This window comes from Alicyclobacillus kakegawensis NBRC 103104, assembly GCF_001552655.1.
Lineage (GTDB): Bacteria > Bacillota > Bacilli > Alicyclobacillales > Alicyclobacillaceae > Alicyclobacillus_G > Alicyclobacillus_G kakegawensis.
In genome coordinates, this window is sequence record NZ_BCRP01000005.1 from 171,525 (window position 1) to 184,305 (window position 12,781).

Sequence of the window (12,781 nt, forward strand, 5' to 3'; positions counted from 1 at the left end):
GCCTCGCGGTTGTCTCCCCCGCAGCTTCTCTCTACGCCCGCACGTTGATGGCCACAGACGACGGGGAACGCCCCGCCGGGGTCCGTGGCCCATAGCCTGTGCTCTCGGCGCTGCCCCGTATCCACTCAAACATCTGCTCAATGTAGCGCAGCGACTGCTGCATGATTCGCTCGTTTTCGGCGCAGAGCTGCTGCAGCCGGACGAGTGCCTCGCGTAAGGCCGCCCCCAGCTTCTGCAGGCGCCCCGCCAGCGGCGCCTCCAAGCGGCGCGCCAGTTCCGACACCGTCACCTGGCCTTCCTCCAGCTGGTATTCCCGGGCCAAATCCGCTTGCAGGCGTCGGCGTTCAGTTTCCAGCTCCTGCACGCGGGTGACGGACCTGTCAATCTTCGCCACCAGCGGTTCCAAGGCGCGAGTATCCCTTCGAATCAACGCCCGCTTTTGGCGTTCCGTCAAGGAAACCAACTGCTGGTGCTCCGCCAGCAGCAGTTCAAGCAGCGTCAACAGCCTCTGGACTGTGTCGCTCATGCAACCACCCCTTTGCTGATGGGGGCAGGGACTGCCACCCCAAGCAGCCGTATCAACCCAAAGGGTGCTCCTGTCCTCTATCAATATATCGGCACCACGCGCCCGCATCTTGCATCTTGCTACACACCTTTGCCCGGTCCCTGCGGCAGCGGGCGGGCCGCCACACGAGACCCCCGCGCCAGCTCCAGCGACTTGTTCTGCAGATACGGGACCAGCACCGAGCAGACCAGAATCGCCGCCAGGATGGCGTAAAACGGCGGCCCCGCCAACCGGTGCAGCGGAAACAAGGCCGCGTACACAAAAATCCGCGACACATTGAACGTGTTCTCGCGCCAGGTGAACAGGCGCGCCGAGTGCATCGGTGACAGCTCGCTGAACATCGCGTACTGCTGCGCATTCCATACGGATCCGAAGTAAAACATGCCGACCGTGGTGAAAAAGTTGGAGACGACGCGGACAGGGGCCTGCGGGAACACGGCGAGCAGGAAGCCGGCCGCGATGAGCCCCACGCCGATGTTCATCCACCGCCGGCCCGGGAGTTCCAGGCGCTGGTACAGCCGCAAGGCCAGGATACAGGCCAGGGTGTAGCCCATGCTCAGCAGCCCGATGACCACTTTGTTGCCGGTGACGCTGAACGTCAGAATCAGCGAGAGAGCAGACTGGAACTGGAAGAACAGGGCGCCCGCAAATAACCCAGCGTGCATCCAGCGCAGGCTTGGCGTCGGAAACACGTCCCGCCAGGACATGTGGCTGTAGAACGATCCGCCCGTGCCCACGTCCTGTTTGTACGTGATGGGCGGGACGAGAAACGAGAGAGCAAACATGACGCAGACAAACAGCATCATCAGGAGGAACGAGCTGCCATAGCCGAACCAGTGGATGAAGAGCGCGAACAGAAGCGGGTTGACCAGACCGACCACCTGGTTGATCAAGTTCTGATAGAAGTAGAACGCGGAGAATTCCTCGCCTCGGCCCAAGCGGATGATGCTCAGGTTTTGCCCGGAGTAATAAAAGCCTCCAAACAAGCCGGCGGGGATGGCGACGAGCGCAATCCACAGGTACTCGTCGCGGACATGGACGAGGCACAGGACGACGAACGCCGCCAGGCCCGAGAGCGCCGACAGGCGCATCGGCACCCGGCAGGAAAACCGCGTGAGACTGCCCGCGCCGGTGGTGAAACCGACGCCCCAGGCCATGAACAGGACGATGTTGTACCAACACAACTCGGCGATGCTTTGGTGACGCTCCCAGATGTACAGGTTGACAAAGATGCCCATGAAAGTAAAGATGACAAGAAACACGGACGACATCCACAAAATCCGCCGCAAGTCTTTGGGTAGCCCCATCCCGACTTCCCCCGCTGTGTGCGAATTTGGACTGGCGTCGACGCACGGGCCTCCAGCGCGCCCATACATACCCCGGCGGCGACGCCGTCAGAAAACAGATACAGTCTAAACCCGTCTGCCGTCCCTGACAATAAGGAATTTGCTCACCTGCCTCCGCGACCGCAGCCGCCCTTCACATGACACGGCCCGTCCGCATCGTGTAACATAGAGCTCTGTGGGTTCCCGCCGGGGTCCAGTCGACGGAGCGATACAGGCATTTTCATTGGGACAACACGTTGTGAGGTGGAAGGTATCGTGTCAACAACCGAGAACCGTCTGCGGACGCCGAGCGAGCCAGCAGACAAAACCTTGGCGAGCGTGAAAGCAGACGGACTGGCCAGCCAAGGGGAGGCAACAACCGGCACAGCGGAGGCGCCGTCGGCGTTCGCGGAAACAGAGGTCGAGGAGACCCTGCGCCTGAAGCTGGAGGATTTGGTCCGGCGTTATTTTCAGAACAAGGAAATTGCCAAGGAGCGCAACGAGGAAAACAAGCTCCTGTTTGAAGAGCTGGAACAGTTGTTTCACGAGAGCGGCGAAGAGGAAATCATCATCCCTCTGCCGAGCGGAGAGAACGCTGTGCTCTCACCCAAGTTTCGGGAGCGCGAGGTGCTGGACAGAGACGGCCTGGCCGACGAGATGCAGGTCTCGAAAGACGAGCTGAAAACCCCGTACGACTTTTGCGCCTTCACCGCACAGGGCAAAATGACACCCGCGATGATCACCCGCCACACTACGATTGAACGGGAGGTGAAGCTCCGCATTTCCAAGCGCAAGGCAACCACGCGCCGGCGTCGGCGGAGGAGCCGGCCCGGCCATCCGGAGAGCTAAACAGCGGCAGCCATGTTTCGTCGACCATGGCCAGCCGTCGGGGCTGGCCATGGTCATACGGACACAGGCCCGGCTCTACTCCAGTCCCACCCAATCCGGCTTGGCCACCTCGCGCCAGCGCCGGCGGATGGCGTCATACTCGGCCGCCGGCAGCGGGCCCTCTGCCACCACCGCCGCGTTCTCCACATACCGGGTGGGATTCGACGTCCCGACAATCGCCGTGTGCACCCCTGGCACACTCAGGGTGAAACGCAACGCAGCGGCCACCGAATCGCGCGGGCCACGCCTTGTGACGTCCAAATCCAGCTCCTGCAGACGGCGCCAGTACGGTTGGATGTACGTATTGTCCGGCAGGGAGGCGTGCAGCCAAGCCGCGTTCGCAATCGGCCGCTTCACGACAACCCCCATACCCCGCGCCTGCGCCTTCGGCAGGATCAGGTCAATCGCCTCCTGATCCGCAATGTTCACGGAGGTTTCGAGGCTATCGAAGACGCCCGACTCGACCGCGTACAGTGCCGCCTGGCCGTCGCCGCTGTAGCCGATGTAGCGGGTTTTTCCGGCGTCCCGCGCCTTTTGCAGGGCCTCAATGACGTCCCCCTGCTTGAGCACTTCCAGGGTGCAGCTGTGCAGGTGGATGACGTCGACGTAATCGGTGCGCAGGCGTTTGAGGCTGCGGTCGATGCTGGCGGTTATCGTCTGCGGGTGCCAGTCCGGCGTATCCAGACCGGCCGCGTGGCCGCACTTGGTGAACAGGTAATAATCCTGGCGCCGATGGCCGACCGCCTGGCCTATCAGCTCTTCGCTGGTCGCGTAGCAGGCGGCCGTGTCAATCACGTTCAACCCCGCATCCAGCGCCGACCCCAACAGGCGCTCCACATCCTGAACGGACGCGCCACGAAAGCCGATCTCGGCGCCGCCGAAGCCCAGCACACTGACCGTCATATCGGTGTTGCCGTATTTTCTCCGCTCCATGGTCTCATCTCCTGCCCCAAAATTCGCCATCAAAATTTATTATAAAAGATAAAAGGATCTGATGCATGAACGGGCGAATCCACAGGCAATGAGCAACGCGGGCGGGTCAGAGGCGGCCGGCTGCTGTGCGCCGCCACGGCTTCCGCCGCAGCCAAGCGGCGGCTGAGGAAAGAAGCGGAAGAAAGATGGCTGTCACCAGAAAGTAGCCAGGCACCACGGACAGGATGAAGGCGGTGACGCCCGCAGTGTTGCGGAATAAAAAGTAACTCGCGGCCCACACGGCGAACGCGGCCGGCAACACAGCCCAGCGCGCATCTTGCGTACCGCAGACATCCTGCAGCGCGCGGCACAGGGACAGGTGAATGGCACTCAGCTTCAACACCAGGATGGCTACCACCCCCATCGCGTACACGGTGTCGAGCCGCTCGATCAGCTTTCCCAGGCGAATCGCCCGCACCACCTCCAACACAGGGTAGTTCATGTATTTCACCGGCCAGCCGACGACGCCGACCGTCTCCACCACCAACACGGTGAGAATCAGGCTGCTGACTGCGGCCGCAATCAGGATGTCCAGGGGCAGCGTGCGCGGAGTCCGCAGCGCAGGCACCCACTGCAGGGCGACAACAAACTCCAGACCGTAGGCAAAGGCCGGGACGATGCCGGATCGCCAGATGGGGGTGAATCCCTCCGCCCAAACCGGCTGAAAGGCGGCAATGTCAAACCAGCGCAGCGCCAACACGAACAAGATAGGAACAATGACCAGCACCAGTGGCATGATGAACTCGTTGACGCGCCCCACCACCTCAATCCCCAGGTGCACCAGGTACGCGACACAGGCGAAGGCAGCGGCGCCGACCACATACTCCGCCGTGTTGGGCAATGTGGCAACCGTGACAAAAGCGCTCATCTCGCGTCCAACCGTAGCGGTGGTAATCAGCAGCCACAGGCACAGCCACGCGGCCAGAAATCCGCCAATCCACGGTCCTAACGCCGCCCGCACAGCCTGCGTCAGCGTGAGGCCAGGAAACAACCGTACGTGCACCCACGCTACCCCGGCCGACAATCCTCCCCCCAACAGCAAGAAGGGGGCACCCAGCCAAGCGTCGTGCACGGTGAACTGGGCAATAGTGCCGGGCATGGTGAGTATGCCCGTTCCGAGCACCACCCACACCAGCATCAGAATCACCTGGTAACGCGAAATCTGGGTCACCCTATCCCACCTCGTACAGCCACCGCGTCAGCGGCGCAAACACCGTCTCAAGCCACCCGAGTGGCCGCAGGGACGGAAAGTCCTGCCGCCCCGCCACAAACGCCGCCACCATACCCGCACCCATCAGCACACACCAAACCAAGCGGGCCGTTTTGGCCCCAGGTTCCTTGGCCCGGAGCAAAAACCGCCATTGCAGCACGCCGCACAACAGCGCCAGCCCCATCCCGACCACCCCGTTCATCGGCCCGATCCGCCCGCGCCCAGTGATTTCTTTTGTTCCTCGCGGGCATACTCGCCAAACGGCGAGTGTGTCACCATGTAAGACCGGACCAGCCGCGCCCGGATGTCGTAGCGCACCGGGGCCGTTTGCCACCAGTCGGGATGAGCGGACAGAGTCTGGTAAGCCTTCGCGTCCGCCTGGTACAACGCGTTCTGCAGGCCCATCGCATCCACCCCCGCACGCCGCGCACGCTGCAGCGCCGCCTGCATCTCGGTCCGCACCAAACTCGCTGCAGCCGCTTCCAACCGGCTGTACTCATCCGCATCCAAGCGCATGGATGCGCATCCGCGTTCCACCCCTCCTTCCCCCCGCCACTCGACCCAAAACCAAGGCTTCTGCGCCGTCCCCGCCCAGCGTACGCGCGTGCGCGTACCCAGCCAGTGAATCGAGACGGTTCGGTCCAAACGGGTCAACCCGTCCTCTCCTTGGTGGCCCGCTGCTTCGCCGGCACGCCCGCCGCCAGCCGACCCCGCGCCATGCGGTTTCGGGCATGCAACCGAATCCAGCAATCCCCGTGTGGAAGAGAGCCACCATAGCATCCCGCGCCACTCCTTAGCGTCCATCCACAACGTCCGCCCCTCGCGCGTCACCAGAGCCAAACCGCGCACAATCGGATCACCTTGGCTGCCCATGTCGATCCAGATCATGGCGCTGGTGCCAGAGGGGCTCAGCCAGCTCCGCATGACATGCAGTTGGTCACTGCGGAGAACCGGAGACCAGTCGGCCGCCTGTTCCGCCACGTCCTGCAATCGCAGAGCCGAGGACACCGATGCTACCACTCGCGCCGACAACACATCGGCCGCCCTGTCCTTGGTCATGATGAGCAGCTCGCTGCGGCGAATGGAGCGGTTGCGCTCCAATTCGTCCATGAGCGGCTGCAGCTGCCGCTGTACAATGCCCTCACCGAGCACCACCACCGCGTTGTGCGACAGATAGACCCGGTGTGGCAGGCGCCGCTGTACATTGTCAATCGCCATCTCCAGACTGTCCGCCTCCGTCTGCACCACCAGGTCTGGCGTTTGCGACCCGCCGCCCGTGCCGACCGTCTGCTGGGATTGGCTGGCGTCTGGATTGATAATGTCGGCTGTTACCCGCAAACGTCCGTCATCGGCCACGTCCACGCCCAGCCCGGTCATAACATACAAGTCGTCCACCTCCGTGTAGTCAGCGCACCCGGCCGTCAGAGACACCGTGAGCAACAGGCTTGACAGCCAGGCACGGCACCGCGCCCACGCCCTTGTCAACGCGCCCACCACCGCTTCTGGCGCTGCCCGGGCCTCCCCTTGGCCCGCCTTGAATCCAGCGGCTCAAACTGGCGCGGACGCTGTCGCATCGCCCACCACGGTGCGCGGACGACCGTGTCCTTCATGTCGCTCCATACCGTTGGCGCCAACGGTGACATATAGGGAATACCGCAGGAGCGGATGGATACCAGGTGACCCACCGTGGCCACCGCCAGTAGCACAACCCCGTACAGCCCCATCAGGGCGGCGACGCTGACAAACAGAAACTGCAACAATCGTGTCACCTGCACCAACCCCAAAGCCGGCAGAGTGAACGACGCAACCCCTGTCGCCGCCACCACAATCACCATCCCCGGCGACACAAGCCCAGCCCGTACCGCCGCGTCCCCGATGATGAGCGTCCCGACGATGCTCACCGACTGGCCGACCGCCCGCGGCAGCCGCGTGCCCGCCTCCCGCAGCGCCTCGAACGCCACCATCATTGCCAGCGCCTCAATCACCGTGGGAAACGGAATGCCTGTATGCTGAGCTGCGACGCTGACGAGAAGCGGCGTCGGCATCAGGTCTTGGTTGTACGTGAGCAGGGCGACATATAGAGAAGGCAACAACATCGCCGACCAAAACATCAGGTGGCGCAGCAGGCGCAACGGCAGAGCGAGCGCAAAGCGCATGTAATAGTCCTCTGGGGAGTTGAGCAGCATGGGCAGGGTCACAGGCACCATCACACAGTTGGGCGATCCATCTATCAATAAGCCGACCCGCCCCTGCAGCAGACTCGATACCACCCGCTCCGGCCGCTCCGTCTCCTCGGTGGTTGGAAACGGGCTGAACGGTGCGTCGTTGATGTACTCACGCACCACATTTAAGTCGACCACCGCGTCCACGTGCACATACTTCAAGCGGCGGCGCACAGTATCCAACAGTTCCGGCTTGGTTATGCCCTCGATATAGAGCAACGCCGCTTGCGTGTGCGAGCGCTCACCAAACTCCCACGGTTCTGCTTTGAAACCGGGCGTCTTTAGGCGCTTGCGCAAGAGCGCCAGGTTTCCCCCCAAGTTTTCGGTAAACGCTTCTTGTGGGCCTTGCAGGGTCGGTTCATTTTCTGGGCGTTCAATGGTACGTCCTGGTGATTTCTCGACATCCCAAGCGGTTGCGAACGGCTCCCCGTCCAGGAACGCCACCGCGTTGCCCGCCAGCACCGCCTCCACGGCGGCCTCCATGTGCCGGACGGACCGCATCGGCAACAGCGGCGAGCGCCCCCCTGGAACCGGACCACGCCTGGATTCAGCCGTCGCCCGTCCCTGCCCCAGGCCCAGGCGCTCCCACCAGCCCGGCTGCGCCGCATCTCGGCCTCCTGCCGCAAACGCCCCCAGCCCTATCTGCAGGCGCTGCTCATCGACCAGACCCTCCAACCAGACTATCACCGCGGTCCGGCCGGCCACCGCCAGACTCTGCTGGCGCAAATCGGGACAGGGCATCAACCGCCGCTCCAGCTCCGCAGCCGCCCGCTCGGCCTGCTGCGGGACGGGGGTCGGGCCTTGTCGGCGTCTCACGATACTCCCTCCCACCTCTGTACTGCCACAATGAGCCTATCTACCTTGGGTATTCCCATGTCGGAGGTATCATGCCCAATACTTGGAACACGCATGCGCGTGCGTCTTGCGGAGGCATTTCCTTACCATGACCCGGCGATGGGGACGCGGCGCCGTTTCAGGACCAGAGACAGCAGGCCGTAGAGGACGAACAACGAAGCCAGCGCACAAAGGTACGCATACATGGAAATACGCACGAGGACGACCTTCGACAGCACGTACGTCGCCAGCACAAACGCACAGAACAGTGTCGCCAGGGCGGCGCCTATGGCGAATCGCCTCGGCCTTGAGAGGGTCAACAGCCGATGGGTCTCGAAGGCGTGCCTCGCAATGGCAAACACCAACGCATGCGCCGCCGCCATAATTGCCAAGGTACTGAACACAAAACCGGCTGTGATGGGGTACGCCGGAACCACGTGAGCGCCTGAGGCCACGAAGCGCCAGAGGTCCAGCACGCGCTTTGTCAACACGCAATCATAGAGGGCCAACATGGCCACCCCCAGGCTCATGTAGCGGATCCAGTCGAGCGCCGTCCACAGGCCGTCCCGTCGCTTCCCATTTTCGATTATCTCGTCACAAAACTTTTTGTAGTCCTCCCCAAACACTTCCGACAGCGGCACATGGCGGTCCTGCGCGGAGAGCGCCATGTCGAGCAGGTCCTGGCGAATCAGCTCCACCTGGAAGTCGGAGAGGCGCGAGCGCAGGTACACCACCATGTCGGTCATGATCTCCATGTTTTCATCGTTCAAGCGATGATGCAGCTCGTTGTTCTTTCGGTTGAGTTCCTTGAACGTGGTCATGGTTCACTCCCCCTCGTTCCCCGCGAACAGCCGGTCCACACAGCTCACCAGCTCTCGCCACTGTCGGTAGAAATCCTTCAGCGCCAGCTCCCCGAGTTCAGTGAGGCGATAGTACTTGCGCCTGGGCCCATACGGAGAGTCCCTGTAGGTGGCGGTAAGCAAACCGTTTTTTTCGAGCCGGAGCAAGAGTGGGTATATCGTCCCCTCCGAAACCGTCGGAAAGCCCGCCATCCTCAACTTTTCGGAGATCTCGTAGCCGTATGCCTCCTCACCGCGGATGACCTGCAGGATGCAGCCCTCCAGTGTGCCCTTCAGCAACTGTGTGCGGTCGTTCATGCGGATCACATACCTTGTCATACAAGTTAGTTGGGTGCATTGTATGGCAAGGTAGTGAAGGAGTCAATGGCGGCGTGGAGTACAAAGCGTCGGGCATATGCACGCCGGACACCTGTCCGTGTCAGGCGGTCGCCCGCCAGCATGATATGGAACACGCAAGGATGTATACCATGTCGACTCCGACGGAGGGAGGAAGAATTGATGATGAAACCTTGCTCGCCCATTGTTTGCCCGCCGGTATACGTGTACCACGACTGCTATGTCGCGCGCGAGGTGCCCGTGGTGCAGCCGGTGATTCACGTGCGGCGCAACATCGTGGTCAACGTGCCCCGGTATGTGGTGCAGCCCGGATCGCAAGAGGTCACGCTGGATCCCGGCTGCCCAGTGCACCACAAGCGGTGACCGGTTCACTTGACCGGCGCCTGCCCCCCGGGCGGGGCGCAATCCTTCCGCCCCGCCCGGCGTGCCGTGTGCGCGAGGCTCTGCCCCTCCCCCCTGCCCGCTGGGCATCACCAAAAAAGGCGGCCCTCCGGGCAAGCGAGACCTCGTCGCGCATAAACCTCCTGGCTGCGCGACGATGACAATCCCCGTCATCGACAAACAATCGCCATAGTCTTGTCACGGATAATTAGCATCCCCTAACTGGACAAGTGATACAATCGACCTGGCACCGAGTTTGTGAACGCCAAAAATGGACACCGAGATGATGATGGGATGAAACGATTGTATCGACTGGCAGCAGTTCTGACCGCACTGTGTGTAGCCGGGGTCAGCGTTGGGTGTCAAACCCCAGCCGCTGCCCACAACGACGCCCAAGGTGTCGCCGCCTCCGCCAAATCATCCCCGCACAAGACCATCACCGTCGCCATCACGAACATGGCCTATAATCCGAAAACCATCCATATCACCGCGGGCACCACCATCACGTGGCGCAACGACGATTCGGTCGCGCACACGGTCACCAGCGGTGCCCATGAGCAAAAGGACGGGCTTTTCGATTCGGGGAACCTGGCCACGGGCCAAACCTTCTCGTACACCTTTCACAAACCGGGAACCTACCACTATTTTTGCGCCTACCATCCGGGCATGACCGGAACAGTGGTCGTCTCCAAGCCCCAGGCCGCGTCCCCAACGACGACCGGCGATGCGATGACGGGCATGCATGACACCCGTTCCCAAACACCGAGTTCCAGTTCAAAGACCCAGTATGCGCCGCTCGGCACCGGATGGTCCGGGGAGCCGAAACAAGCGGACGATATCCGCCTGCTGCCGTATAAGATGGAAGACGGATATAAAGTGTTCCATTTGACGGCCGAGCCCGTATGGTGGCAGGTGAAACCAGGGCAGAAGGCGAAAGCGTGGGCGTACAACGGATCTGTACCCGGGCCGGAAATCAAAGTGGACCAGGGGGACAAAGTGAAAATTGTCGTCGACAACAAACTGCCGGAAGGGACGACCGTGCATTGGCACGGGCTCGACGTCCCGTTTTCCCAGGACGGCACTGGTGGAATCAGTCAGCCCGATATTCAACCTGGCCATTCGTGGACCTATACGTTCACCGTCAAGGCTCCACCTGGGACGTATATCTACCATAGCCACCCTATGAAGGATATGGAGAAACAGGAGAACATGGGTTTGTTTGGCCCGTTCATCGTAGAACCGAAAGGAACCGCATGGAAACAGGTGCACCCCGGGTATCAGCGGGAGTACACATTGGTCGTCAATGACTCGCCGCAGTTCGGGTACACCATCAATGGGCTGTCCTACCCGGCCACGCCCGTCTTGCCCGCCAAGGTTGGTGACAAGGTGCTCGTCCACCTCATCAACATCGGGGCCATGGATCATCCGATGCACCTGCACGGAATGCACTTCCAGTTGATTGAACAGGACGGGTATCCCTTGCCCGCCCCCGTGACCATGGATACGGTCAACACCGCTCCCGGCACCACGTATGACCTGTCGTTTGTGGCCAGCCAACCCGGAAAGTGGTTGTTCCACTGCCACATCGCGGCGCACGTGACCGACAGCCAAGGCAACATGAGCGGGATGATCACGATGTTTGACGTGAAAAAGTAGCCCCAGCCAGCCTGGGCGGGCCCGACCGCTGTATCCGGCCCATCCGCGGGTCCGCAGGCAACTGGGTCAGCCTTCCGGGTGCCTGGGGCGCGGCGCCGCTTGGCGCCGATTTGCGTTACAATGGGGATGAACAACTGTTGGGAGGCGATACCATGGCCAAGATGAAAGCCGTCGCTCTGGATCCCAACCAAAATCTGGTGGACATCGAGGTCGAGAAACCAGAGCCCACCGGCCGTGACCTGCTGGTGCGTGTACGTGCGGTCGCGGTGAACCCCGTCGATACTAAGCAACCCCCGGCCGATCCGTCCGCGCCCCCGCGGATTCTCGGCTGGGACGCGGCGGGGACGGTGGAGGCGGTAGGCAGCGAGTGCACCCTGTTTCGCCCAGGAGACGACGTGTACTACGCCGGTTCCATCGTGCGCAATGGCGCAAACAGTGAGTACCACCTGGTGGATGAACGGATCGTCGGACGCAAGCCGCGCACGCTGGACTTCGCCGAAGCCGCGGCGCTGCCGCTGACCAGCCTGACCGCCTGGGAGGGCCTGTTCGAGCGCCTCGGCGTGGCCAAAACGGGCATGCAGGGAGCGCCCATCCTCATCGTCGGAGCCGCGGGCGGGGTCGGATCGATAGCGACGCAATTGGCACGGCGCGCTGGCCTCACTGTCATCGGGACCGCGTCCAGACCCGAATCGCGGGAATGGGCCCTGGCCCACGGCGTGCACCATGTCGTCGACCACACCCAGCCGTTTGCGACGCAGCTGCAGGCGCTTGGCATTCCCCAGGTGGACTACGTGTTTTGCCTGAACGAAGTGCATTCCAACTGGGAGAACATGCTCTCGGTGCTCCGCCCGATGGGCCGCATCTGCACCATCCTGCCGCCGATGGAGCCGCTCAACTTCCGGCCGATGGCGGACAAAAGCATCACCTGGTCGATTGAGGCGATGTTCGCGCGCTCCAAGCACCAAACGCCGGATATGGAGGAACAGCACCGCATCCTCTGCGAACTGGCCGACTGGGTGGACGCGGGGCAGATTCAGACCACCCTGTCCGAGCGCCTGTCGCCCATCTCCGCGGCCAACCTGGCGGCCGCGTTCGCCAAGATCCGCTCGCGGCGCACCATTGGTAAGATTGCGCTGGAGGGGTTTGCGAAGTAATACCCGCACCGGAATCCGACGGCCGCCGCGAACCCAGAAGGCGGCCGTCCAGGCTAGGCGCCCCGATTCAGATTCAACAGCACCACCCCGGCGATGATGAGCAGGATGCCGGCCACCATCGTCCCGTTCAGAGCCTGCTTCCAGAAAAGCCAGCCGATGATGGCCGTGCTGGCGGTCCCCAAGCCCGACCAGATGGCGTAGGATACGCTGAGCGGGATGTCCCTGAGCGCCAGCGACATGGCGTAGAAGGCGACGCCGTATCCGAGAAACACACCGATGGTGGGCAGGATGCGTGTGAACCCCAGCGTGGCCTTCAGCATGGAAGTGGCGAACACCTCGCTGGCGATAGCGATGCCAAGATACAAGTAGGCCATGTCG

14 protein-coding genes are annotated in these 12,781 nt (G+C 62.4%); 4 read left to right on the forward strand and 10 right to left on the reverse strand.

What is annotated here, in order from left to right; translation table 11 throughout:
* Positions 1-31: 31 nt before the first annotated feature.
* Together AK2_RS17085 and AK2_RS17090 are read right to left on the reverse strand one after the other, a co-directional pair.
* Positions 32-526, reverse strand: coding sequence for a flagellar protein FlgN (locus tag AK2_RS17085; protein WP_067932398.1), 495 nt, complete (start codon positions 524-526; stop codon positions 32-34).
* 119 nt (positions 527-645) lie between these two features.
* Positions 646-1,872 (reverse strand): MFS transporter, encoded by a 1,227-nt coding sequence (locus AK2_RS17090; RefSeq protein WP_067932400.1) that lies wholly within the window; start codon positions 1,870-1,872, stop codon positions 646-648.
* Between the two features lie 294 nt (positions 1,873-2,166).
* Between AK2_RS17090 and AK2_RS05975 the strand changes: the two genes are divergently transcribed.
* The gene (locus AK2_RS05975) at positions 2,167-2,739 is read left to right on the forward strand and encodes a hypothetical protein (protein ID WP_067932402.1); all 573 of its coding nucleotides are present in this window, start codon (positions 2,167-2,169) and stop codon (positions 2,737-2,739) included.
* Between the two features lie 75 nt (positions 2,740-2,814).
* Here the strand turns inward: AK2_RS05975 and AK2_RS05980 are convergent, their stop codons facing one another.
* The 7 genes from AK2_RS05980 to AK2_RS06010 form a co-directional block, all read right to left on the reverse strand.
* The gene (locus AK2_RS05980) at positions 2,815-3,711 is read right to left on the reverse strand and encodes an aldo/keto reductase (protein WP_067932404.1); all 897 of its coding nucleotides are present in this window, start codon (positions 3,709-3,711) and stop codon (positions 2,815-2,817) included.
* A 106-nt stretch (positions 3,712-3,817) separates the two neighbouring features.
* On the reverse strand, positions 3,818-4,921 hold the full coding sequence (locus AK2_RS05985; protein ID WP_067932406.1) for a GerAB/ArcD/ProY family transporter: 1,104 nt from the start codon (positions 4,919-4,921) through the stop codon (positions 3,818-3,820).
* A 1-nt stretch (position 4,922) separates the two neighbouring features.
* Positions 4,923-5,162, reverse strand: coding sequence for a hypothetical protein (locus AK2_RS05990; protein WP_067932408.1), 240 nt, complete (start codon positions 5,160-5,162; stop codon positions 4,923-4,925).
* Complete coding sequence (locus AK2_RS05995) at positions 5,159-6,445, reverse strand: Ger(x)C family spore germination protein (RefSeq protein WP_157076243.1); 1,287 nt, start codon at positions 6,443-6,445, stop codon at positions 5,159-5,161. Before AK2_RS05995 ends, AK2_RS05990 begins: the two co-directional genes overlap by 4 nt.
* Positions 6,442-7,998: a spore germination protein gene (locus AK2_RS06000; RefSeq protein WP_281180622.1), complete on the reverse strand. Its 1,557-nt coding sequence runs from the start codon at positions 7,996-7,998 to the stop codon at positions 6,442-6,444. The genes AK2_RS05995 and AK2_RS06000 overlap by 4 nt, the downstream gene beginning before the upstream one ends.
* Positions 7,999-8,120: 122 nt before the next feature.
* Entirely contained in the window at positions 8,121-8,837 is a 717-nt protein-coding gene (locus tag AK2_RS06005) for a hypothetical protein (RefSeq protein ID WP_067932413.1), read from the reverse strand.
* Positions 8,838-8,840: 3 nt separating this feature from the next.
* Positions 8,841-9,173: a PadR family transcriptional regulator gene (locus AK2_RS06010; RefSeq protein WP_067932415.1), complete on the reverse strand. Its 333-nt coding sequence runs from the start codon at positions 9,171-9,173 to the stop codon at positions 8,841-8,843.
* A 201-nt stretch (positions 9,174-9,374) separates the two neighbouring features.
* On the opposite strand from AK2_RS06010, the gene AK2_RS06015 reads away from it, so the two are divergent.
* From AK2_RS06015 to AK2_RS06025, 3 genes are all read left to right on the forward strand, one after another.
* Complete coding sequence (locus AK2_RS06015; RefSeq protein WP_067922398.1) at positions 9,375-9,575, forward strand: hypothetical protein; 201 nt, start codon at positions 9,375-9,377, stop codon at positions 9,573-9,575.
* 312 nt (positions 9,576-9,887) lie between these two features.
* Complete coding sequence (locus tag AK2_RS06020) at positions 9,888-11,249, forward strand: multicopper oxidase domain-containing protein (protein ID WP_067922395.1); 1,362 nt, start codon at positions 9,888-9,890, stop codon at positions 11,247-11,249.
* Between the two features lie 152 nt (positions 11,250-11,401).
* Positions 11,402-12,403: a zinc-binding alcohol dehydrogenase family protein gene (locus AK2_RS06025; protein ID WP_067932416.1), complete on the forward strand. Its 1,002-nt coding sequence runs from the start codon at positions 11,402-11,404 to the stop codon at positions 12,401-12,403.
* 53 nt (positions 12,404-12,456) lie between these two features.
* Here AK2_RS06025 and AK2_RS06030 read toward each other — a convergent pair whose 3' ends face one another.
* Positions 12,457-12,777 (reverse strand): DMT family transporter, encoded by a 321-nt coding sequence (locus tag AK2_RS06030; RefSeq protein ID WP_067932418.1) that lies wholly within the window; start codon positions 12,775-12,777, stop codon positions 12,457-12,459.
* Positions 12,778-12,781: the final 4 nt, after the last annotated feature.